General features: G+C 36.5%; 20 protein-coding genes and 2 tRNA genes (1 of these 22 only partly in view). 6 read left to right on the forward strand and 16 right to left on the reverse strand.

What is annotated here, in order from left to right:
• The first annotated feature begins 54 nt into the window (after positions 1-54).
• Positions 55-792, forward strand: coding sequence for an MlaE family ABC transporter permease (locus PBT89_RS14395; RefSeq protein WP_270060215.1), 738 nt, complete (start codon positions 55-57; stop codon positions 790-792).
• Positions 793-794: 2 nt separating this feature from the next.
• The gene (locus PBT89_RS14400) at positions 795-1559 is read left to right on the forward strand and encodes an ABC transporter ATP-binding protein (protein ID WP_270062464.1); all 765 of its coding nucleotides are present in this window, start codon (positions 795-797) and stop codon (positions 1557-1559) included.
• On the opposite strand, the gene PBT89_RS14405 is transcribed toward PBT89_RS14400, so the two are convergent.
• From PBT89_RS14405 to porV, 8 genes are all read right to left on the reverse strand, one after another.
• Positions 1556-2974 (reverse strand): DUF389 domain-containing protein, encoded by a 1419-nt coding sequence (locus PBT89_RS14405; RefSeq protein WP_270062465.1) that lies wholly within the window; start codon positions 2972-2974, stop codon positions 1556-1558. The two genes, PBT89_RS14400 and PBT89_RS14405, sit on opposite strands and share 4 nt — an antisense overlap.
• Before the next feature lie 21 nt (positions 2975-2995).
• A complete protein-coding gene (locus PBT89_RS14410; RefSeq protein ID WP_270062466.1) occupies positions 2996-3595 on the reverse strand; it encodes a SprT-like domain-containing protein in 600 nt (199 codons plus the stop codon).
• Between the two features lie 9 nt (positions 3596-3604).
• Positions 3605-4288, reverse strand: a complete 684-nt coding sequence (locus tag PBT89_RS14415; RefSeq protein ID WP_270062467.1) for an SDR family NAD(P)-dependent oxidoreductase — start codon at positions 4286-4288, stop codon at positions 3605-3607.
• A gap of 1 nt (position 4289) precedes the next feature.
• A complete protein-coding gene (locus tag PBT89_RS14420; protein ID WP_270062468.1) occupies positions 4290-5240 on the reverse strand; it encodes a M28 family peptidase in 951 nt (316 codons plus the stop codon).
• Between the two features lie 68 nt (positions 5241-5308).
• Positions 5309-6937 (reverse strand): pyruvate dehydrogenase complex dihydrolipoamide acetyltransferase, encoded by a 1629-nt coding sequence (locus PBT89_RS14425; protein WP_270062469.1) that lies wholly within the window; start codon positions 6935-6937, stop codon positions 5309-5311.
• A gap of 5 nt (positions 6938-6942) precedes the next feature.
• The gene (gene pdhA / locus PBT89_RS14430) at positions 6943-7941 is read right to left on the reverse strand and encodes a pyruvate dehydrogenase (acetyl-transferring) E1 component subunit alpha (RefSeq protein ID WP_270060208.1); all 999 of its coding nucleotides are present in this window, start codon (positions 7939-7941) and stop codon (positions 6943-6945) included.
• Positions 7942-8050: 109 nt separating this feature from the next.
• Positions 8051-8533, reverse strand: coding sequence for a cytidine deaminase (cdd, locus tag PBT89_RS14435; RefSeq protein WP_270062470.1), 483 nt, complete (start codon positions 8531-8533; stop codon positions 8051-8053).
• 85 nt (positions 8534-8618) lie between these two features.
• Positions 8619-9773, reverse strand: a complete 1155-nt coding sequence (gene porV / locus PBT89_RS14440; RefSeq protein WP_270062471.1) for a type IX secretion system outer membrane channel protein PorV — start codon at positions 9771-9773, stop codon at positions 8619-8621.
• Positions 9774-10129: 356 nt separating this feature from the next.
• On the opposite strand from porV, the gene gldJ reads away from it, so the two are divergent.
• Positions 10130-11821, forward strand: coding sequence for a gliding motility lipoprotein GldJ (gene gldJ / locus PBT89_RS14445; protein WP_443089602.1), 1692 nt, complete (start codon positions 10130-10132; stop codon positions 11819-11821).
• 72 nt (positions 11822-11893) lie between these two features.
• Complete coding sequence (locus PBT89_RS14450; protein ID WP_270062472.1) at positions 11894-13183, forward strand: UDP-N-acetylmuramoyl-tripeptide--D-alanyl-D-alanine ligase; 1290 nt, start codon at positions 11894-11896, stop codon at positions 13181-13183.
• Positions 13184-13237: 54 nt separating this feature from the next.
• On the opposite strand, the gene PBT89_RS14455 is transcribed toward PBT89_RS14450, so the two are convergent.
• The 8 genes from PBT89_RS14455 to PBT89_RS14490 form a co-directional block, all read right to left on the reverse strand.
• Positions 13238-13312, reverse strand: a tRNA-Val gene (locus tag PBT89_RS14455).
• A gap of 55 nt (positions 13313-13367) precedes the next feature.
• Positions 13368-13442 (reverse strand) — tRNA-Val (locus tag PBT89_RS14460).
• 66 nt (positions 13443-13508) lie between these two features.
• On the reverse strand, positions 13509-14729 hold the full coding sequence (locus PBT89_RS14465; RefSeq protein ID WP_270062473.1) for a bifunctional folylpolyglutamate synthase/dihydrofolate synthase: 1221 nt from the start codon (positions 14727-14729) through the stop codon (positions 13509-13511).
• 3 nt (positions 14730-14732) lie between these two features.
• Positions 14733-15563: an energy transducer TonB gene (locus PBT89_RS14470; RefSeq protein WP_270060202.1), complete on the reverse strand. Its 831-nt coding sequence runs from the start codon at positions 15561-15563 to the stop codon at positions 14733-14735.
• A 1-nt stretch (position 15564) separates the two neighbouring features.
• Positions 15565-15957: an ExbD/TolR family protein gene (locus tag PBT89_RS14475; protein ID WP_084841259.1), complete on the reverse strand. Its 393-nt coding sequence runs from the start codon at positions 15955-15957 to the stop codon at positions 15565-15567.
• Between the two features lies 1 nt (position 15958).
• On the reverse strand, positions 15959-16660 hold the full coding sequence (locus PBT89_RS14480) for a MotA/TolQ/ExbB proton channel family protein (protein WP_270062474.1): 702 nt from the start codon (positions 16658-16660) through the stop codon (positions 15959-15961).
• Positions 16661-16796: 136 nt separating this feature from the next.
• Positions 16797-18023: a Glu/Leu/Phe/Val dehydrogenase dimerization domain-containing protein gene (locus tag PBT89_RS14485; protein ID WP_270062475.1), complete on the reverse strand. Its 1227-nt coding sequence runs from the start codon at positions 18021-18023 to the stop codon at positions 16797-16799.
• Positions 18024-18062: 39 nt separating this feature from the next.
• Positions 18063-19136 (reverse strand): anhydro-N-acetylmuramic acid kinase, encoded by a 1074-nt coding sequence (locus tag PBT89_RS14490; RefSeq protein ID WP_270062476.1) that lies wholly within the window; start codon positions 19134-19136, stop codon positions 18063-18065.
• Positions 19137-19226: 90 nt separating this feature from the next.
• Between PBT89_RS14490 and PBT89_RS14495 the strand changes: the two genes are divergently transcribed.
• A complete protein-coding gene (locus tag PBT89_RS14495; protein WP_270062477.1) occupies positions 19227-20369 on the forward strand; it encodes an acyl-CoA dehydrogenase in 1143 nt (380 codons plus the stop codon).
• A 229-nt stretch (positions 20370-20598) separates the two neighbouring features.
• Positions 20599-24888, forward strand: the 5' portion of a protein-coding gene (gene gltB / locus PBT89_RS14500; RefSeq protein ID WP_270062478.1) for a glutamate synthase large subunit. It continues 234 nt past the right edge of the window; the window shows 4290 of its 4524 coding nt (coding positions 1-4290); it begins with the start codon at positions 20599-20601; its stop codon lies off the right edge, out of view.

Below are 24888 nucleotides of genomic sequence, written 5' to 3' on the forward strand. Positions count from 1 at the left end.
CGTTAAATACTTTCGAAGTAAAATTTAGTATTTTAGCTTTACAAAAATTGTTTAATGACCTACCTGCACTCCATTGGCGAATACTTTATCATGCTGAAAGGTATTTTTGCCAGAATGACCAAAAGATCGGTCTTAAAGGATCTTATTTTTAAGGAAATCGATGAACTTATTATCGGTTCGTTGGGTATTGTTTGTTTCCTATCTTTTTTTATAGGAGCAGTTGTTGCAATTCAAACAGCACTAAACCTCAACAACCCTTTAATCCCTAAAAGTCTCGTAGCCTATGCGGCGAGACAATCGGTGATTTTAGAATTTGCTCCAACTTTTATTTCCATAATTATGGCAGGTAAAGTAGGCTCTTTTATAACATCGAGTATTGGGTCTATGCGGGTAACCGAACAAATTGATGCGTTAGAGGTTATGGGAATCAACTCTAAAAACTACTTGATTTTCCCAAAAATAGTAGCTATGATGACCTATCCTTTTGTGATCGCCATCTCTATGTTTTTAGGAATATTAGGCGCCTATGTTGCCGCGGTGTTTGGAGGATTTGTAACTCCCGAACAATTTGTTACTGGATTACAGGATGATTTTACTACATTCCATCTTATATATGCATTCATAAAAACATTTTTGTTTGCAATTATTCTTTCTACTGTGCCCGCATACCATGGGTATTACATGAAAGGAGGAGCCTTAGAAGTTGGTCATGCAAGTACCACTGCATTTGTTTGGACAAGTGTGGTGCTCATTGTAACCAACTATGTTGTTACTCAATTATTACTTAGTTAATTATGATAGAGGTAAAAGGTTTACATAAAGCTTTTAATGGCGAAGAAGTTTTAAAAGGTATCGATTTTGTTTTCGAGCGCGGAAAAACTAATTTAATAATTGGCCAATCTGGATCTGGAAAAAGTGTTTTTTTAAAAAATATGCTCGGTCTTTTTACTCCTGAACAAGGCGTAATTGAATACGATGGCAAACCTTATAGTACATTTTCTGATGAAGAAAGAAGAGAGCTAAGGAAAGAAATTGGAATGGTTTTTCAGGGAGGAGCACTTTTTGACTCTATGACAGTTAAAGAAAATGTTATGTTTCCGCTGAAAATGTTCACCAAGATGAAGAAAGCGAAGATGGAAGAACGAGTTAGTCTCGTTTTGGAGCGCGTAAACCTTGTTGGTGCAGATGATAAATTCCCTTCAGAAATTAGTGGTGGTATGCAAAAACGTGTTTCTATAGCACGGGCTATTGTAAATCAGCCAAAATATTTATTTTGTGATGAACCTAACTCGGGATTAGATCCTACGACCGCTACTGTTATAGATAATTTAATTCAGAAAATCACACATGAGTATGATATAACCACAATTATCATTACCCATGATATGAACTCGGTTCTGGAAATTGGTGAAAAAATTGCGTTTTTAAAAGATGGCGTTTTAGCGTGGACAGGCAACAAAGACGAAATCTTTAAGACCACAGACAAAACAGTGACCGATTTTGTGTATTCTTCAGACTTATTTAAAAAAGTAAGAGAAGCGCAACTGCAAGGTTACTAATTAGTAGATTTTACACTTAATGTATCAAGTTCTAGCCTAACATTTAACCAGGCTTCGAATTTCTTTCTGCTATTTTCTTTTTCAGTAGCAGTAACTTTATCTTTCCAGGTAATTGTAAATGTTGGAATGGTATCTACTTTCTGAAAATCAGTAATAACCTGATTAGAATATCCAAGATTCCTAATTTCGCTATAATTCACCTGAGCTTCTTTACTAAGACTTTCAAAATCGAATAAAGAAGTTCGGTATCTTTTTATTTGGTCTTCCAATAAGCGAATCTTGGCATCTTTATTCTCAACAACTTCCTGATTTTTCATATACAAATCTTCCAAAATACCACTACGAACCTGTGAGGATAATTGATCTAGATTTCCGCCGTCCTCAGCATTTTGATGTACAATAAGCTGTGATTCTTTAAGAGCTTCAATTTCATTTAGCTTAGCCCGCCAGGTGGCTACTGTACCTTCCGGAACTCGCTTACCTATTAAATAGACATCAATTCTTTTATTATCAAAATCGGATTCCTGCTTTAAAACTTCTGCTCCCAAATAACGAATATCATTACTAACAAAATCTTTTGCTTTAGTCTCAAATAAGGTTTTATTCAAAAGATTTATAAATAAAATGATACTAGGAATCATTACAATCACCGCAACTGCCGACGCAATTTGAGCTGTTCTTCTTCGCCTCTTGCTATTGGCATATCGCACCAATGGAAAACCTAAAAGTTTAGCAACCGCAAAGGTCGAAAGTGCAATAAAAACAGCATTTATAGAAAAAAGATAAAAGGCACCACCTGCGTTTTGCCATTGAGAATTTGCCAGACTAAAACCTACAGTACAAAGTGGTGGCATTAAAGCCGTAGCAATTGCCACTCCCATAATTACACTCGCAATAGTTCCTTTTTTAGACTTACCAACTATTAATGCCAGACCACCAAAAATGGCCACTAAAACATCTAATATCGTAGGATAGGTTCTTGCTTCAAGCTCTGGAGTAATTTCTGTAACAGGAGAGATTTTAAAATATACAAAAGCCGTAAGCACACTCAGCACTACCATGATACCGAGGTTTTTGAGCGACTTTTTTAGCGTATCTACATCATTAATGGCAACCGACATTCCAACACCTACAATTGGTCCCATTAATGGAGAAATAAGCATCGCTCCTATAACGACCGCCGTGCTACTTACATTAAGCCCTATGGACGCTACAAATATGGAAAAGATAAGAATCCAGGCATTGTGACCTTTAAAGGAAATATCTTTTCTTACCGCTTCTAATGTAGATTCGCGATCACTATCGGTTCGAATATCTAAAAGATCGTTTATAAATACTTTTGTACTCTGAAAAAACCCTTTTGCCTTTGCCTGATATTCCTCTTGAATTTCTTCGTTTTTGTTTTCGTTTTCCATATTCTTCAGCAGATAATGAATTTAAGCTTTAATCAGCTCTACTTCAGCATTAGGTTGAAATAAATAAATTTTACCGCTATTCACTTCCAGACACTCGTAACGCTTAATTCTTCTTGGACCTTTTTTAAAGACCTTTCCGTTATAGATCCTGAACAATGCACCAGCTGGCACTTCAAAAATATAGTTTTTATCGTTTGGTTGATCAAAACTTTTTAAAGCTATTGATAATCTAGCATCTGTATCACTACTTGCTGTTGGATTTTTAAAATGATTAGCTATTAGCGGTAGTAATTTTGACGGAAAAATTTCAGGATGAATAAATGGCAGCATTAAGTTTCTAAAAGTCAACTTCCATTCTCTACCGTGCGGCTTAATTCTTCTTCCGTATTTTTCGAAAGCAAGCAAGTGTGCAATTTCATGTACCAAAGTGATTAAAAATCGATATTGGTTGAGATTAGCATTAATTGTTATTTGCTGCGTCCCATCTGGCATTCTTCTATAATCGCCATGCCGAGTGCGGCGTTCGTTTACCACTTTTAAATGCACATTATTATCACGAATAAGCATAAAAGCCGGCTCTACCGCATGACTAGGCAAATATCTTGAAAGCACCTGATTCATCAATCCAATTTAAGGCGTACTATTAGAAACTTGAAGCATTTTCCCATTATAGAATTTACTTCCTGTTAAGCTGAAATTTTTAATATAGGAAGCCATTTCTGCTGCGGAAAGCGGAGCTTCAAGACCAGGAAATGCTTCTGCTAACATTTCAGTTTGTACTGCTCCCAATGCTAAGACATTAAATACTGGTCCCGATTCTTTATACTCTTCAGCTAAAAGTTCAGTTAAAGTTATAATTGCAGCTTTACTGGAAGAATATGCCGATAAACCAGCGAATTTCATACTTCCCTGAACGCCTCCCATACTACTGATACTTACAATATGAGATTCAGCAGTCATAAATGGCATTAACTGCTGTGTTAAACCTACTAAACCAAAAACATTAACCTCGTAAATATTTCTAAACTCGCTTAGAGTGGTTTCTTGAAATGGTTTATTCAAAAAAGCTCCTGCGTTATGGATAAGAATATCTATTTTACCATTCCATTCTTTTTCTACAAAATCTGAAGCTTTTTTTAAGTCGGATTCTTTTCCAAGATCAAAAGAAAAGCTGCTAATATTGTCCAATTTCATTTCAGATACTGGCGCCTGATTTCTTGAAAGCGCCAATACATTAAAATTTTCTTCAGCAAAAACTTTTACCAGTTCTAGACCAATACCCCGGCTTGTTCCGGTTATAACCACATTCTTCATTCTAATTCATCTTTATCTCCTTTTCCGGAGTATTTAACACTTTATGGATTCCAGGAATAATAGCTTCTACAACATTCGCCATATGTTCTGGATTCATTTCTGAAACCTCATCCTTTACATGATGGTAGTACGGATAATTTGTAAAATCGAACGTGCAAATGGTTTGTGCAGGCACTTTAAATTCCGCATAATAAGGATAATTATCGCTTCTTTTAAACAAATTCATTTGATTTGCCTCCGGTAAAAACCCTAAAGTTTGCTCCCCTGTATATTCATTAAATTTTTCAGCAAGATTACTTTCCTTGAATCCGGTTACATATGCCAGATAATCTTTGCCCGCCATGGGAACTCCAATCATCTCAAGATTAATCATGGTGTATAGATCGATTCCTTCTTCTTTAAGTCTTTTTGCACTATGGTAAGATCCTTTTAATCCCATTTCTTCTCCACTAAAAAGAATAAATAAAACACTTCGCTTGTTATCTTTAAGTTCTGCAAAGTATTTAGCTAACTCTACCACTGCTGTGGTTCCTGCTGCATTATCGTTAGCTCCGTTAGCGATAGAATCCCCCTCTACGGCATTAACTACACCAATATGATCATAATGCGCTCCAATAACTACAAATTCATCTTTAAGTTTAGGATCATTCCCTTCTAGATAACCTACTAAATTGAATGCCTTGGTATCCCCTATTGTGAAATGATCACGATAAGTATCGTAGTAAGATTTTACGCCATTTTCCTTAAATATGGTTGTAATGAAATTTGCTGCTTTTTCTATTCCTTCTGTTCCCGTTTTACGGCCCAATAAATCATCTGAAGCTAAGTACTCCAAATTATCTTTCATATCGTTTGCAGAAATTTCTATCTCTGCCGTTCCCTGAGCGTTACAGGAAAACAATCCGGCCATACTAATAGCCAGGATTCCTAAAGTTATAATTGGTTTTCTCATGTTAGCTAAAATAAAAAAATCCCACGATTAAACGTGGGATTCTTATCTATTCTAATATCCAGATTATTTTATGCGAGCATAGTCACTGGATTCTCTATAAATGTCTTAAGATCTTTTAAGAAAGCCGCACCGGTTGCACCATCTACAGTTCTATGATCACAAGCTAAAGTGAGCTTCATTGTATTACCAACTACAATCTCGCCATTCTTAACTACAGGCTTCTCTACGATAGCTCCTACAGAAAGTATAGCTGAATTTGGTTGATTAATGATACTGGTAAATTCAGTAATACCGAACATGCCTAGGTTAGACACTGTAAAAGTACTTCCTTCCATTTCTTTTGGCTGAAGTTTTTTATTACGTGCTTTACCTGCCAGGTCACGAACATTCCCTCCTATTTGCGTCATCGACATTTGATCTGCAAATTTAAGCACAGGAACAACAAGACCTTCTTCTACAGCTACGGCAACCCCCATATGGATATGTTTGGCAATTTTCATTGCATCACCAGTCCACTGGCTATTTACCTGCGGATGTTTACGAAGTGCCATTGCGCTAGCTTTAATTACCATATCATTGAAAGATACCTTAGTATCTGGCATCGCATTAATCTGCTTTCTGGACTGCATAGCATTAGTCATATCTACCTCTATAGTAAGATAGTAGTGTGGAGCAGTAAACTTAGATTCGCCAAGACGTTTTGCGATTGTCTTACGCATTTGAGAATTTTTGATCTCCTCAAAACTTTCTTCACCAGCAGGAACATAAGGAGCAGCTACAGAAGTTTCTGCTTCTTTCTTTGTAGTTTCTTCTTTGGCGGCAGGAGCAGCAGATGGCTTGTAAGACTCTATATCTTTCTTAACAATTCTTCCGTTCTCTCCTGAACCTTCTACTTTAGATAGATCAATTCCTTTATCCTCTGCCATTTTTTTAGCCAGTGGAGAAGCGAAAATTCTACCATCTTCTGATGTTGATTTCGTTTCGTCTGATGTAGCTTCTTCTACATTCTCTCTAGCTGCAGAAGTTTCTTTATCAGCTTTAGGAGCAGATTTTTTTGGAGCACTAGCACCGGTAATATTAGAAACATCGGTTCCTTTAGGACCAATAATCGCTAATAGACTATCTACAGGAGCAGTTTCTCCTTCTCCAATTCCAATTTTAAGAAGCGTACCTTCGTAGAAAGATTCAAATTCCATCGTCGCCTTATCGGTTTCGATTTCAGCAAGAATATCTCCTTCAGAAACCTCATCACCTTCTTGTTTCAACCAGGAAGCAACTGTACCTTCTTCCATAGTATCACTAAGACGTGGCATTTTTACTATCTCTACACCTTCAGGAATTTCTCCTCCTTCAGATGAGGCAGCCTCGTCTTCGGCAGTCTCTTCTTCACCTTCTTCAGACTTATCATCATCAGCAGCTTCAGAAGAACCTCCATTTAAAAGTCCAGAAATATCTTCTCCCTCTTCCCCGATGATTGCCAAAAGCGTATCTACCGGAGCTGTTTCACCTTCCTCAATTCCTATATGTAATAATGTACCTTCGTAGAAAGATTCAAACTCCATCGTCGCCTTATCGGTTTCGATTTCAGCAAGAATATCTCCCTCAGCTACTTTATCTCCTTTTTGTTTTAACCATTTTGCCACAACACCTTCTTCCATGGTGTCGCTTAATCGCGGCATGTTAATTACTTCTGCCATAATTATTATAGTTTATGTGGTAAGAAAGGGTAATCCTCTTGTTCGTAAACCACATCGTACATTACGTTTTTATCTGGGAAAGCAGATTCTTCAGCAAACTGTTCACATTCTTTCACCTTATCTTTCACTCGCTTATCAATATCCTTGATATCATCCTCGGTCGCATATTTCTCTTTAATAAGAATATTTCTAACCTTAGTAATTGGATCGATTTTTTGATATTCTGCAACTTCATCCTTCGTTCTATAGTGCTGAGCATCACTCATTGAGTGTCCTCTATAACGATACGTTTTAAGCTCTAGGAATGTTGGGCCTTCACCTTTTCTTGCACGCGTTATTGCTTCATCTAAAGCCTCTGCAACTTTCTCTGGATCCATCGCATCTACCGGCGCGCATGGCATTTCGTATCCATTCCCAAGTTTCCAGATATCCGTACTTTTAGCAGTTCTTGCTACTGAAGTTCCCATTGCGTAACCGTTATTTTCTACGCAAAAAACTACTGGAAGATTCCAGTTCACAGCCATTGTTAAGGTCTCATGCAAAGATCCCTGACGAGTTGCCCCATCTCCCATGAATGTAAGAGTAACTGCATCTCTTTTAAAATATTTATCTGCAAATGCAAGCCCGGCACCTAAAGGAATTTGTCCTCCAACAATACCATGACCACCATAAAAACGATGTTCTTTAGAAAAGATATGCATAGAACCTCCTAAACCTTGTGAAGTCCCTGTACCTTTACCGTAAAGCTCTGCCATTACTCTTTTAGGATCTACTCCCAAACCAATTGGCTGTACGTGATTACGATAAGCCGTAATCATACGATCTTTATCGGTATCCATCGCATGTAAAGCTCCTGCCAAAATAGCTTCTTGCCCGTTATACAAATGTAAAAAACCTCTTACTTTTTGCTGAATATAAACTTGCGCAAGCTTATCCTCAAACTTACGCCAAAACAGCATATCCTCATACCACTTTAAATAGGTGGCTTTTGTTATTTTCTTCATTTACTTAAAAATTTTTATGGCTTTACAGATAGATTTCGCCAAGCGAGTAACAAAAATACTATTTATAATAAGAATGGAAAACAGTTTTAGTGCAAAAATCTTTATAGGACTACAGATTAAGTTTATCGAAAATAAACGGTAATAAATCCTTTATCGATTTCGCTTTATACACTTTTCCAGTTTCTCCCATAAAATAGATTGGAATTCCTGTAGATTGATTCACTTCATATTCTGAAATCGACTGCCGGCAAGCACCGCATGGTGGGATAGGCGAAGTAATTTCTTTGCTAAGCGATTTAGCCGTAACAGCCAAAGCTTTCATTGGCATTCCAGGATATTTAGAACCGGCGTAAAAAATTGCAGTCCGTTCTGCACATAATCCAGATGGATACGCAGCATTCTCCTGATTGCTACCAGAAACAACTTCATTATTGTCCATCAAAATTGCAGCGCCTACCTTAAAATTTGAATAGGGAGCGTAGGCCTTATCTCTTGCTACTATAGCTTTATTCATTAAAATTTGAATAGGCTTTGGCAATTCAGATTTCGACTGAAAAACATCTAATTCTGCTGAAAACTTAATTTTTTCCATAATGAAAATTTCGGGCTACCAAAGTAAACAAAAAAGCACCAAAATAAAATTGGTGCTTTTTTCAAATTGTTATTTTATATTTTCACTAATTAATGTATTCATCACCAAAATTAAAAGTAAGACCAAATCGTAAAGTTTTATCTAAGGGACTTGGAAAATCTGAAGTAGAAAATAAATACGAAACATCGATTATCACAAAATCATCATACGTAAACCCGCCTCCAAAAGACACAAACTTACGATAGCCTTTTTCATCACTCTCATTAAAATAACCTGCCCTCAATTTTATAGCATCTCTAAAAGAATATTCTGTACCAAGCGCCCAGGTAACTTCTTTCATCTCTTCACTAAACCCATTTGGAGCATCAGAAAAAGATTTAAAAATACCACTAATTGCACTTACATTATTATAGGTATCATCGTCTTCTCGATCGATAACACCATCTCCATTAAAATCTTGAGGAGTGGGAACAAGCAATTTATTGAACTCTAAATAAACACCGAGCTTACTATCTGGATTAAAAATAAAATCAAAACCTCCACCGAGTCTCAAATTAGTAGGAATAAAATTTTCCTGCCCAGCATCATCATATTTCATCTTAGGACCAATATTACTTATATTAACTCCTAATCTCCATATTCCGTCGAAATTCTGAAATACTACTTCTTCACTTTGATAATATGCTGCTACGTCTACACCAAAACTTCCGGCTGCACCTAGATCCTGGCCGTCACTCAAACCAAGATCAGATCTCAGGTATCTTCCCGCAACTGCCATAGAAAAAGTTTCACTAAGCTTTAAAGCATAAGAAGCATCAAAAGTTAGTTCGTTAGGATTTACAGGCAAAGGAAATTGGTCAATGGTTTGCCTAGTTTCTATAGTTCCCAAACTAAAAAATCTAAAACTAGCCGCAAACGCACTACGATCGTCAATTTTACGATAATAACTTAAATCCCCTAAAAAGATATCACTTACAATATCTTTTAAATAAGGAGTATAAGACATTCCTATCCCATTTTCTGAAGTTGCAAAAGCAAATTTTGCAGGATTCCATTGCTGAGAAAAGACATCTACAGGAGTAGCCACACCTTGATCTCCCATACCGGCTGCTCTAGCATCTGCAGCCACAAGCAAGAAAGGGACAGCTGTAGTAATTACCCGATCTCTCAATTCTTGTGCACGAAAATGATTAGAAGTGAAAACTAGACCTAATAATAAAATTGTTGAAAGTTTTTTCATCGCAGTAAACTAAATGATAAACAAATATATGCCAATATTATTAGAAGCTAAGGAAGCTCTTTTTAATTTTCGATTAAACACTCTAATCCTTCGTTAGAAAGAAAATGAACCAGCTGGATTGGATAAACAAAATTTCACTACATAACAAACATTATTTTTTAAGCAAAAAGCGTAGAAAAAATATTAATTTTACAGCTTTAGGCATTTTATTTGTGCATATTTGCCTAAGTATTTGAAGAGAGCAAATACTTATTTTGACATGTATTGAGATTAAAGTATTGGTTTAAGGGCAAATAAACTTGTACTTTTAGCGTTAATTATTATATTGCAAAGCCTAAATTCTACCTAAAGAGAACATGAGAATGAGAAAGAAAACTGCTTTCAGAGCACTTTTTACCATCGCTTTGGGCGTTGGTCTAGTAGGATGTAACAATTCAAAAAATTACAAAAACAGCTCCAGAGCTACCGGTTGGGATATTAATTCTAAAGACGGTGGATTTCAATCAAAAACAGACTACGACGAACAAGAGCCTGCTCCTGGCTTAGTATTTATTGAAGGAGGTACTTTTACAATGGGACAAGTACAGGATGATGTGATGCATGATTGGAATAACACTCCTACTCAGCAGCACGTTCAGTCCTTTTATATGGATGAAACTGAAGTTACTAATCGTATGTACCTAGAGTATCTGGATTGGTTAAAAAGAGTTTTCCCACCTAGCCAGGAAAATTATAGAAATATTTATTATGGTGCAGTTCCTGATACCTTAGTTTGGAGAAACCGACTTGGATACAACGAAACTATGGTAAACAACTATCTAAGACATCCTGCCTATGCAGAATATCCTGTAGTTGGAGTTAGTTGGGTTCAAGCTGCCGAATTCAGTAAATGGAGAACCGATCGTGTAAACGAAAAACAGCTAGTTGAAACTGGATATATTGCTGAAGAAACTTTATATAAAAATGATGCAGGTGCCACATTTAGCACAGAAACCTATATCAATGCGCCAAGCCGGGTTTACGGTGGAAACACAGAAATGACCCAGAGTGGTAAGAAATCTCAAAAATTATTAGAGAATCAATCTACAGATAGTCTTGGGAATACTTCTGGTGGTAAACAATATGTACAGCGTAAAGACGGAATTTTATATCCAGAGTATCGTCTTCCTACAGAAGCGGAATGGGAATATGCAGCCTTAGGCTTGGTTGGTATCCGTGACTATAATAATTATCGCGGTAGAAAAAAATACCCTTGGGACGGAAGATACACTCGTAGTGGAGATTTAAGAAAACAAGGTGATCAATTAGCGAACTTCAAACAAGGCTCTGGTGATTACGGTGGTATTGCCGGATGGAGTGACGATGGAGCAGATATTACCGCCCCGGTGATGAGCTACGAAGCAAATGATTTTGGCCTTTATGACATGGCTGGAAACGTGGCAGAATGGGTTGCTGATGTTTATCGCCCAATCGTTGATGATGAGTTTAATGATTTCAACTATTATAGAGGAAATGTTTATACTGAAAACAGCATCAATGAAGATGGTACAGTTCAGGTAGTAGGAAGTGACGACATAAAATACGACACTCTTAGTACAGGAAGAGTTGTAGCTAGAAATCTACCAGGTGAAATTCTTCAGAAACCAATAACTGAAGATGATACTTACATGAGAACTAACTTTTCTAAAAGCGACAACAGAGATTTTAGAGATGGAGATAAAAGTTCTAGCCGTTACTATCAACCTTTTCAGGATATCGACAATTCTTCTAAAAGAATGTACAATTCTCCAGACTACGACAGAGTAGCTACCGGAGATACAACACAGGCTAAACCAAAATACGACAGCAAGGAAAGAACAACCTTAATTAGTGATGACGTTCGAGTTTATAAAGGTGGTTCTTGGAGAGACCGTGCTTACTGGTTAGATCCATCACAAAGAAGATATTTCCCACAAGATATGGCTACCGATTATATTGGTTTTAGAAATGCAATGTCTAAAGTAGGATCAAAATCCATGGATAACATAAAAAGAGCTAAAAGCAAATAGAGCTTTCAGTTTTAAAGAAATATTCACAGAAAAAGCCCTATTCATTTAGGGCTTTTTTTATACCTTAATTTCATGAATATAGCAAAAATACACCGTAGATTCCTAACAAGTTCAGGAGTTAGCACAGACACCAGAAACATTAAACCCAACAGCCTATTCTTTGCGCTAAAAGGTTCAAATTTTAATGGAAATCAGTTTGCAGAAGAAGCTTTATCTAAAGGAGCTGAAGTTGCTATTGTAGATGAAGAGATTTACGCTAAAGAACAAGAAAACTATATCCTTGTGGATGATTGCCTAAAGGCTTTGCAGGAATTAGCTACTTTTCACCGACAATTTTTAGGAATACCCATTATTGCAATAACCGGAAGTAACGGCAAAACCACCACCAAAGAATTATTAAACGCCGTACTCTCTAAAAAATACCATACTGTAGCTACAAGTGGAAATTTAAATAATCATATTGGTGTCCCACTCACCTTATTAAAAATGGACCAAACTACGGAAGTTGGTATAGTTGAAATGGGAGCCAACCACCAGGGAGAAATTGAATTTCTTACAGAACTCACTTTACCAGATTACGGTTATATTACGAATTTCGGAAAAGCCCATTTAGAAGGCTTCGGAAGCATTGAAGGAGTTATTAAAGGGAAAAGCGAATTATACCAACATCTTATAGATCATAAGAAGCTTTTATTTCTGAATTTAGATGATACAGTTCAAAAACTACATGATAGCTACTCCCACATCTTCACCTTCGGAACCAGCGAGAGCGCCGCTGTTACTATTAATTACAATTCTGAAAATAAATCAGAGTTTGCATCTTTCAACTTTAACAACGTAAACTTTACGAGTCAATTAACCGGGCAATACAACGCTTTTAATGCAGCTGCAGCCTTAACCATTGGATTATACTTTAAAGTTCCGTTTGAGGATATTAAAAGCGCTATTGCCAATTACTCACCAAGCAATAATAGATCCCAAATTCAAAAGACAAAAAACAATACACTTTTACTTGATGCCTATAATGCCAATCCAACAAGCATGCTTTCGGCATTGAAAAATTTTAAAGAACTATCTACAGCTCTTAATAAAGTAGTGATTATTGGTGATATGTTAGAATTAGGGCAATATACTGCCGAGGAGCACCAATCTATTGTAGACATATGCAAAGATTCAGGATTCGAAAAAGTCTATTTAATTGGAAAACATTTTAAAGAAGCTATAACTCCCACCTCATTTAAAAAGTTTGAGACGACAAACGCCTTAAAAAACTTCCTTAGCAAAGAACCAATAACTAACTCTTACATCTTGATAAAAGGATCACGCGGCATAGCCTTAGAAAAATTAACAGATGTTCTATAAATGAACAGAGAATAAATAAAAAAAGCTTCCAGATTTGGAAGCTTTTTCTTTTTGTGGGCGCGAAGGGATTCGAACCCCTGACCCCTTGGGTGTAAACCAAGTGCTCTGAACCAACTGAGCTACGCGCCCTAATGAATGCCTTAGCTAAAAAAAGCTTCCTTTTACGGAAGCTTTTGAATGGTTGTGGGCGCGAAGGGATTCGAACCCCTGACCCCTTGGGTGTAAACCAAGTGCTCTGAACCAACTGAGCTACGCGCCCCATTCATTATTGCGAGTGCAAATATAGATTAGTTTTTCTTCTGCACAAAGAAAAAAATTAAAAATTTTAAATTATTTCAGCTATAGTGAAATTACTACCCCCACAAAAAATTAAATCTTCTGCTCTAGCATTTTTCAAAGCGAAATCATAAGCAATTGAAACACTTTCAAATACCTTTCCTTTTAACCCAAATTCAGTAGATTTCTGCATTAATTTTTCAGCCTCTAAACCTCGCGGAACATCTGGCTTGCAAAAATAATAAATAGCTTTTTCAGGAAACATTGGTAATATTTCATCTAAATCTTTATCGCTAACTACGCCCAAAACAAAATGCAATTGCTCGTACTTTTCATTTTTTAATTGCTCGAACACATATTTTAGTCCGTCGCTATTATGAGCCGTATCACAAATTACTTTGGGTGAATACTGAAGAACATCCCATCGCCCCCTAAGATTAGTATTTCTTCGAACATTATTTAATCCTTCTCTAAGATTATCTTCAGAAATTAACCAATCTTGAAAAATAAGCTGATTGATAACTGCAACAACTCCGTTTATATTCTTTTGCTGATAACTTCCCAATAGATCTGTACTAAGATCTACAGGAATCTTACGTTCTTCAGCAAAAACAATTTCAGAATTTCTTTCTTTTGCGATTTTTCTGAATACAGGTTCTGTTTCAGGATGTTTTTCTGAAATAACAACAGGAATATTCTCTTTTATAATGCCTGCTTTTTCTCCGGCAATTTCATCTAATGTATTCCCTAAAAATTGGGTATGATCTTTACCAATATTGGTTATTAAAGAAACTTCAGGAGTAATGATATTAGTGGAATCTAAACGACCTCCCATTCCAACTTCAATAACTGCAATATCTACTTTTTCTTCAGCAAAATACCAAAATGCCATTCCTACACTCATCTCAAAAAAAGACAAACTTTCTGCTTCTAAAAAAGGTCTATTATTTTCTATAAAATCGACAACAGCTTTTTCCGAAATATAATTACCGTTTATTCGAATGCGTTCTCGATAATCTTTTAGATGAGGTGAAGTATATAATCCAACCTTATAACCTGCTTCCTGCAACACCGAAGCTATCATATGACTACTAGAACCTTTTCCATTAGTTCCCGCCACATGGATGCTCTTAAAATCGTTTTCAGGATTATTAAGATGCGCTGCTAGTTTTAAGGTATTGGATAAATCTTTTTTGAAAGCTGAACTTCCCACACGTTGATACATGGGTAACTGTTGAAACATCCAATCAACAGTTTTCTGATAAGTCATCAATTATTCAGATAATTTGAAGTTATAAACTATAGTTCCTACCTGACGAGAAGGAGCATCTGTATCACTATTAAATTTAGTTGCCATTGCTGCCTTCCGTGCTGGCTCTGTTAAACAAGTAGCATTATTAGTGGTTCCTTTTACACCAGGAGTAGCTGCAATTACCTGTCCCTGGCGATTTACCTCTATACGAACCACAACAATACCAGATTCGTTACAATCCTGAACAAATTTTTCTTTATTTAAAGCGCGTCTACCACCAAGACGATAATTACCATCGCCATCAAGCCCAGCTCCATTACCATAATAGCTTTTTGCATTTGGATCGCCATCTGGAGAACCTTTATCTCCAGCTGCATTATCATTACCTTCTCCTCCACTTGCTTCTCCGCTTCTTTCAGGACCATTTAAAATGCTACTCATCGCATCGGTAGTAGATTTATCTGGCTTTGGATCTGGTTTCTTTGCAGGCTCTTCCTTCTTAGGCTTTTCTTTTGGCTTTTCGGTTTCGACGGGTTTTTTGACCTCCTTTTTTTCTTCAACTACAGGTGCTTCTTCCACTTCCTGAGTTACCACCTGATCTTCAACTACAGGTTCAGGCTCCGGAGGTGTAACCGCCGGACTTGTATTTTTAGGTGCAGATTCAATAGGCTTGGTAGGCTGATCGTTTCCTGACCCTACTTCAGATGTACCAAAATTAATAGCTATACCGTCCTCTGGTGGTGGATCTAGATAAGTAAAACCAAAAAAGAATAAAATGACTAGCAGCAGTATATGTAATACTACTGTAATCGTTAAAGATTTTTTTTCATGTTTGGTTTCTAAGAGCGCCATATTATTCCGGTTTTACCGCTAGGACTATTTTATATCTATTTCTATTAGCAATATCCATTACGTTTACTGCCTTTTCGATTGGCACACCTTCTTCTGCACGTAAAATTATTGTTGGATTTTCTATTCCTGCCAGTTTACTTTTCAATGTACTTTCTAAGGCTGAATTACTAATTCGCTCATCATTAATATACACCTGCAGTTCTTTAGTTATGCTTACCGAAACATTCTGCTGGTTTGTGGTCTTTCCTTTAGCTTTTGGAAGAATTAGATCCAAAGCCTCTGGAGTAATTACCGGAGAAGTTAGCATAAAAAATATCAATAACAAGAATACAATATCTGTCATTGAGCTCATACTAAACTCCGGACTAACTTTATTTCTCCCTCTTAAATTCATATTAAGCTGGCTCGTTTAAAAGATCTAAAAAGTCTACCGCAGTAGCTTCCATTTGATGCACAACTTTATCGGTCTTTACCACCAGATGGTTATATCCAATATAAGCGATAATCCCTACAATTAGACCTGCAACAGTGGTCGTCATTGCTGTATAAATACCTTCAGCTAACAGTCCCATTTGTGCCTGACCGCTACTAGTTGCTAACTCATGGAAAGCAATTACCATTCCAATCACCGTACCCAAGAAACCAATCATAGGTGCAGCTCCAGCAATAGTTGCAAGAATACTAACATTTTTTTCAAGTTTATAAACTTCCAGACGGCCAGCATTTTCAATAGCGGTATTGATATCCTCTAGTGGACTACCAATTCTTGAAATTCCTTTTTCGGTTAGTCTTGCTACGGGATTATCTGCTTGAGAGCAACGCATTTTTGCCGACTCGATATTACCGTTAGAAACACTGTCTTTAATTTGATGCATAAAGTTTTTATCTACCTGGCTTGCCGATTTTATAGCAAACAATCTCTCAAAATAGATATAAACCGCGGCAAAAAGTAAAATAAAAAGAATAAGGATAATGATCTGCCCAGCAATACCACCACTTAATAATAAATCGAATATAGAAAGTGTTTTTTCTTCTGAAACCGCTGCAGTATCCTGCGCTGTTTGCGCAATGGTATCCTGCTGAATAAAATATAGCATACTAATTGATTAGGGTTTTTTAGTTTAACGTGATAAACGGATTTAAATTGTTGCCCAAATTTAGTAAAATAATCATCAGAATAATTCCTTATCTGCATTCATTAAGAAATTACTAACAGATAAGGAAATGAATATGTTATACTAACTGTTTAAGAGCAACCTCAAATGCGGTTTTACTAATATTTGTACTGCTACTATTATTATTGAACGTATTCTGGATTGCATTTTTAATAGTGATTGATGTATCATTGAAGATAGCCTCATCTGTCATTTGTACGCGACGCTCCATAAAATAAGCAAATACGCGAGCCATCCCGCAATTCGAAATAAAATCTGGGATTAAACTTACACGCTCATCAATAAATTCCATAATAGGGCCAAAGAAAATTTCTTTATCTGCAAAAGGAACATTTGCCCCACAAGAAATCACTTCCAACTTTCTATCGATTAAATTAGAAATTTGATCTTTAGTTACCAATCTAGAAGCTGCACATGGCGCAAAGATTTCAGCATCAATATTCCATATTCTCTCATTGATTTCTTCAAAAGGAATTAAGTTTGGTGCATTCAGTGTATTTCCTTCTTTGTTCAAGAATAAGTCTTTGATTTCCTCAAAAGAAAAACCGTCTTCTTTAATTAAACCACCGGCACGATCGATAATCCCGACTACCTTTGCTCCCATCTGCGATAAATAATAAGCAGCCGCCGAACCTACATTTCCAAATCCTTGTACGATCGCTTTCTTACCTTTTATAGCTCCACCGTAAATATTATAATATTGATTTACAGCTTCAGCAACACCAAAACCGGTAATCATATCGGCTACAGTATATTTTCTGGATATATCTGGAGAGTAATCTGTATTTTCTAAAACCTTAATTACTCCTTGGCGAAGCTGGCCTATTCTATTAATCTTATCTGCTTCGGTTGGTTGAAAATAGCCGTTAAAAACACCTTCTTGTGGATGCCAAACTCCGCAATTTTCAGTAATAGGTATTACTTCATGAATTTCATCTACATTTAAATCACCGCCAGTTCCGTAGTAACTTTTTAATAAAGGAGAAACCGCTTTATACCAACGCTCTAAAACACCTTTTTTACGTGGATCTTTAGGATCGAAGTTTATTCCCGATTTTGCTCCACCAATAGCAGGTCCAGAAACGGTAAATTTTACTTCCATTGTTTTTGCTAAAGAAAGCACCTCATTTTTATCCAATCCTTCTCGCATTCTGGTTCCACCTCCAGCGGCACCACCTCTTAAAGAGTTGATTACCGTCCAACCCTCAGCTTCCGTTTCAGGATCATTCCAATGAAAAACAATTTCCGGTTCTTTATTCTCGTAAACTTTTAATAATTCTTTCATGTATGTGTGATTTGCGTCAAAGATAATTATTCATAAAATTTAAATAGCTTCAAAGGCAAATACCTTTCCTGAAGAATGATCTTTTTTAGCGCCGGTAACCGAACTTAAAACGTTCACTTTCCCTTCTAATTTAAGTACACCTAACAATCCAAAAATTAAAGCTTCTTTAAAATCGATAATCTTGCTATCTGGAATTATAAATTCACAATTTGAATACTCTCTAAATTGTTGAATAAGAAAATCGTTAAACGCGCCACCACCCGTCACTAAAATTTTAGATCCTACATTATTATCCAAAACTTTTGCTAATTGCTGTGCTACATGTACCGTATAGGTATGTAAAATATCGGGAATAGGTATTTCTTCGGAATCAATAAGCGGCAAAACTTCAGCTTTTACCCATTCGATGCCGAGAGATTTTGGAGGTTTTTTAGCATAATAATTAAGATTGCTTAATTGCTGAAGTAATTTTTTATGTAACCGTCCCCCTGAAGCAATTTGGCCTTTATCGTCGTAAGCTTTTCCCAATTTCTTAGTAAAATAATTCAGTACGGTATTTACAGCACAAATATCGTAAGCTAGCATTTTCTTATTTCGCTCTTCAGAGATATTTGCAAAGCCCCCTAAATTCAAACAATATTGATATTCGCTAAAAAGTAATTGATCGCCAATAGGCACCAGTGGCGCTCCTTGCCCCCCTAACGCAACATCCTGAACTCTAAAATCGCAAACCACATTACTTTGAAGATAATCTGCAATTTCAGGGAGATTTCCTATTTGTAAAGTGTATCCATTTTGTGGCTCATGTTTTATCGTATGGCCATGCGAACAAACAGCATCCAGATTGTCGATCTTATAGTCAGCAATAAATTGAAGAATCACGTTGGCCAAATATCTAGTATACTTTTTATCTAAATCTTTTAACTCTTCTTGGTTCAAAGAAATTCCTGAATTCAGCAATTCGCGCCATTCTTCAGAATAATCTATAGTTTGAGCCTCAAGAATTTTAAAATTATAGTTATTTTCAGCAGAGAAATGGAGGTATGCCAAATCAATTCCATCCAACGAAGTGCCAGACATCACTCCAATTACGAAATAGTCTTTTTTTCTCATATTCTCAAAAATAAATATTTTTTGTTGAAAAATACACACTAAAAATTTATATTTGATAAGTATAATTATCTTTTTCTAAATTTATATTCAATGAATTTCGAATTAACCGAAGAACATATAATGATTCGCGATGCCGCTCGCGATTTTGCTAAAAATGAATTACTTCCCGGCGTTATCGATAGAGATGAGAAACAAGAATTCCCAAAAGAGCAAGTTAAGAAAATGGGGGAACTTGGATTTATGGGAATGATGGCTTCACCTGAATATGGCGGTGGTGGGATGGACACTATTAGTTATGTCCTGGCCATGGAAGAAATTTCTAAAATCGATGCATCAGCATCCGTTATCATGTCGGTAAACAACTCTTTAGTTTGCTGGGGATTGGACACCTATGGCTCTAAAGAACAAAAGGAGAAATATCTGGCAAAGCTTACAACTGGAGAAAAATTAGGTGCATTTTGCTTATCTGAACCCGAAGCTGGTAGTGACGCTACTTCTCAGCGTACTTCCGCAATCGATAAAGGAGATCATTATTTATTAAACGGAACCAAAAACTGGATTACCAATGGTGGTACCGCAGATTACTATCTGGTAATCGCACAAACCGATCGAGATAAAAAACACCGCGGAATAAATGCCTTTATTGTAGAAAAAGGATGGGAAGGTTTTGAAATTGGCCCGAAAGAAAACAAGTTGGGAATTAGAGGAAGCGACACGCATTCTTTAAATTTTAACGACGTAAAAGTTCCTAAAGAAAATAGGATTGGCGAAGATGGTTTTGGTTTCAAATTCGCTATGAAAACATTATCGGGTGGTAGGATAGGTATTGCAGCGCAAGCTTTGGGAATTGCCTCTGGCGCTTTCGAACTAGCTAGGGATTACAGTAAACAACGTAAAGCTTTTGGTACTGAAATTAGCAATCACCAGGCTATTGCTTTTAAGCTTGCAGATATGTATACGGCTATAGAAAGCTCACGACATTTAGTAATGAAAGCTGCTTGGGACAAAGACCAGAAAACAAGTTACGATTTAAGTGGTGCGATGGCAAAATTAAGTGCCTCGCAAACAGCAATGGATGTGACAGTAGAGGCAGTACAAATACATGGCGGCAATGGCTTTGTAAAAGAATATCATGTCGAGCGATTAATGCGAGATGCAAAAATTACGCAGATTTACGAAGGAACTTCAGAAATACAGAAAATTGTAATTTCAAGAAGCGTACTTAAATATTAGTCATTAAAACCCATAAAATCAGCTCGCTATTCGTAGCGAGTTTTTTTATATCAAAATCTATAATTTACCATTACATAATTCGGAATTTACACTCTAATTCTTTGAACGATTAATAAAAATTAAGATTTTATTTAGTTTTGCTGAATTTTGTAAGCTCTTTAGTGTTATTACTTTCATTTTCTTTACTAATTTAGATATTTTTGTAGTAATAACATAAGGAAGATAGGATATGACACCAAAAGAGCAGGGGCTATACTTGCCTGAATTTGAGAGAGATAATTGCGGCGCGGGATTCATTTGTAACCTAAAAGGTAAGCAAACAAATGATATTATCCATAAAGCTTTAGATATTTTAATTCGATTAGAGCATCGCGGGGCTGTAAGTGCAGATGGAAAAACCGGAGATGGTGCCGGTATATTGATCGAAATTCCACATAATTTTTTCAAAAAAGTTTGCAATTTCAACCTACCAGAATTTGGTGAGTATGCGGCAGGGATGGTTTTTCTCCCAAGATCAGAAAATCAATTGAAAATATGTAAAGAGATTTTTGAAGAAGAAATTATTAATCAAGGATTAAATATTATCGGCTGGAGAGAAGTCCCGGTAGATAAATCCTGTTTGGGAAGCATCGCTACTTTAAGCGAACCTAATGTTCAACAAATCTTTATTGGTAAAGATGAAGATACAAATGACTTACATTTTAGAGCTAAGTTATTTGCAGCTCGTAAAATTGCAGAACATAAAATATATAGTTCTAATTTAGGCGAAGCTGAATATTTTTACCTTCCTAGTTTATCAACAAAAACTATTATTTACAAAGGATTATTGATGCCTCAAGACATCAATATCTACTATAAAGATCTTAACGATCCAGATCTGGTAACCAAACTTGCTTTGGTTCACCAACGATTCTCTACAAATACATTCCCTACCTGGGATTTGGCACAGCCATTTAGATATATGTGTCATAATGGTGAAATCAATACACTAAGAGGGAATTTAAGCCGAATGAAAGCCCGTGAGGAGCTTTTTGAAAGTGAGATTTTTGGTGATGACATCAAAAAAATATTACCAGTAACTTTAGAAGGAAAATCAGATTCTGCTTCTATGGATATGGTTTTAGAAATGCTTTTACAAACTGGGCGTTCTCTTCCAGAAGCTATCATGATGATGGTTCCTGAAGCTTGGGAGAAAAACCCTTCGATGACAGACAGTAAAAAAGCATTTTACGAATATAATGCCTGCATAATGGAACCCTGGGATGGCCCTGCTTCTATCCCCTTTACCGATGGACAATACATTGGTGCTCTGTTAGACCGTAATGGTTTACGACCATCCCGATATACATTAACCAAAGATGGTTATGTAATTATGTCTTCTGAAACAGGTGTTGTTGATGTAAAACCTGAAAATGTTGAATTACATGGTCGCCTTGAACCTGGAAGAATGTTCTTAGTAGACATGGTTGAAGGTCGAATAATTGGCGATGAAGAGGTTAAAGAACAAATTGTATCAAAGAGACCTTATAGAAAATGGTTAAAGGAAAATTTATTACCACTAGCTGAAGTACCATATACCGGAAACAAAACCCCTATAGAGCCAGAAGAATTCCAGACAAGACAAAAAGTTTTTGGATATACTTTAGAAGATATCAAGACGATCATTAGCCCAATGGCTACGCAGGGAAAAGAGGCGATTGGTTCTATGGGAACAGATATTCCTTTGGCAGTACTCTCAGATAAACCGCAATTACTTTTTAATTATTTTAAACAATTATTTGCTCAGGTAACCAATCCTCCATTAGATGGAATACGTGAAGAAATTGTTACCGACATTAGCTTATCCATAGGTGAAGACAAAAACATTTTTGATATCACCCCAGATCATGCTAAGAAACTTAGAATTCAAAATCCCGTGATCTCAAACGAAGATCTGGATAAAATCAAATATATAGAACACGACGATTTCCGTGCAAAATCAATTTCAATATTATATGAAGTTGAAAAAGGAATGAACGGTCTTGAGGAAAGACTGGATCAAATTGTATTGGAAATTAAAAAAGCAGTAGATGAGGATAGAAATATCATTATACTTTCAGATAGAAATGTAAGCGATAAGTTAGCTCCTATTCCATCCCTTTTGGCTTGTTCTTTTGTTCATCACGAACTTAAAAAACACAAAAGAAGATCTGCTTTCGGAATCGTAATTGAATCTGCTGAACCTAGGGAACCACATCATTTTGCATTGTTATTTGGTTACGGCGCATGTGCTATTAACCCTTATATGGTAAATGAAATCATCTATAAACTTTCTGAAAACGGTGATATTGATGAGAAAGATCCAGATGTAGCGGTTAAAAATTTCAATAAAGCGATTGGAAAAGGTATCGTTAAAATCATGAATAAGATTGGTATTTCTACCTTACATTCCTACCGTGGTTCACAAATTTTTGAAATTCTAGGTTTAAATAAGAAATTCACTAATAAGTACTTTACCAATACTCCTTCGAGAATTGAAGGTATTGGGCTTTATGAAATCGAAAGGGAAATCCAGAAAAGACATCAATTAGCCTTTAATCCACCAGAAACTGAAACTGGTTTAGATCTAGAAATTGGTGGTGATTATCGCTGGAGAAGAAATGGGGAACGCCATATGTTAAATCCCGCTTCTGTAGCAAAACTACAACAAGCAGTAAAGCAAAACAGTTTTCAAACATACAAGGAATATTCCAACTTCGTTAATAATCAGACTAAAAACCTGATGACTCTTCGGGGGATGTTTAAATTCAAAAAATTAAATCCAATCCCGGTAGAAGAAGTTGAACCCTGGACAGAAATTGTAAAGCGCTTTAAAACAGGTGCAATGTCGTTTGGCTCCATTAGTAAAGAAGCCCACGAAAATCTTGCGATTGCCATGAACCGCTTACAGGGAAAAAGTAATAGTGGTGAAGGTGGTGAAGATGCAAACCGTTTTACTCGCGATGCTAACGGAAATTGGAGAAATAGTGCCATCAAACAGGTAGCCTCAGGAAGATTCGGTGTTTCAATTAATTACCTGTCTAATGCTAAAGAGATCCAAATTAAGATGGCTCAGGGTGCAAAGCCGGGTGAAGGCGGACAACTGCCTGGTCCAAAAGTGAATCCAGATATCGCAAAAACCAGAAATTCTACTCCTTACGTAGGTTTAATTTCGCCTCCTCCTCACCATGATATTTATTCTATCGAAGATTTAGCCCAGTTAATTTTCGATCTTAAAAATGCCAATAGAGAAGCTAGAATAAATGTTAAACTTGTATCTAAAGTAGGTGTAGGAACCATCGCTGCTGGTGTTGCAAAAGCAAAGGCCGATGTTGTTTTAATCTCTGGATATGATGGTGGTACTGGAGCATCGCCGCTAACATCATTAAGACACGCAGGTTTACCTTGGGAGTTAGGTATTGCTGAAGCCCAGCAAACCTTATTGCTAAACAATCTGAGAAGCAGAATTACAGTTGAATGTGATGGTCAGTTAAAAACAGGACGGGACGTTGCAATTGCATGTCTTTTAGGAGCCGAAGAATTTGGTTTTTCAACTGCTCCATTAGTTGCATCAGGTTGTATTATGATGCGCGCATGCCATTTAAATACTTGTCCCGTTGGTATTGCAACGCAAGATCCTGAATTGAGAAAGAACTTTAAAGGTACACCTGAAGACGTTATCAATTTCATGTATTTTGTTGCACAGGAGTTACGCGAAATAATGGCGAGCTTAGGCTTTAGAACATTAAACGAGATGGTTGGGCAAAGTCAAAAACTAGATATGGATAAAGCTATTGAGCATTACAAAGCTCAAGGAATAGATTTGTCTGGCATTCTTTACAAACCAAATATCGACAAAGCCATACCTTTATATAAAACTCAGGATCAAAATCATGGGTTAGAACACGTTCTAGATTTTGATATTTTAAGTAAGGCACATCCAGCGATTTATCGCAAAGAAAAAATGAGCCTAGACTTTAAAATCTCGAATATTAACAGAACAACTGGAGCCATACTGAGTAATGAAATCTCAAAGATTCACGGCGAGGGAGGATTACCAGAAAACACACTAGAACTTAACTTTAAAGGTTCTGCTGGTCAAAGTTTTGGTGCTTTCGCTACACGTGGTCTCACCTTAAATGTTACCGGTAACACAAATGATTACTTCGGAAAAGGGCTTAGTGGAGCAACACTCACTGTTCGCGTACCAGAAGAAGCTACATTTAAATCGGACGAAAATGTAATCATAGGAAATGTTGCATTATATGGAGCGATTAATGGTGAAGCTTACATTAATGGTATTGGCGGAGAACGTTTTTGCGTTAGGAATTCAGGCGCAAAAGCGGTGATCGAAGGAATTGGCGATCATGGTTGTGAGTACATGACTGGTGGTCGAGCAGTAATATTAGGACAAATAGGTAGAAACTTCGCTGCAGGTATGAGTGGGGGGATTGCTTACATCTACAATGCAAATAATAAATTAGACAACAATAATTTTAAT

Origin of the sequence: Zunongwangia sp. HRR-M8 (genome assembly GCF_027594405.1) — a bacterium.
GTDB lineage: Bacteria > Bacteroidota > Bacteroidia > Flavobacteriales > Flavobacteriaceae > Zunongwangia.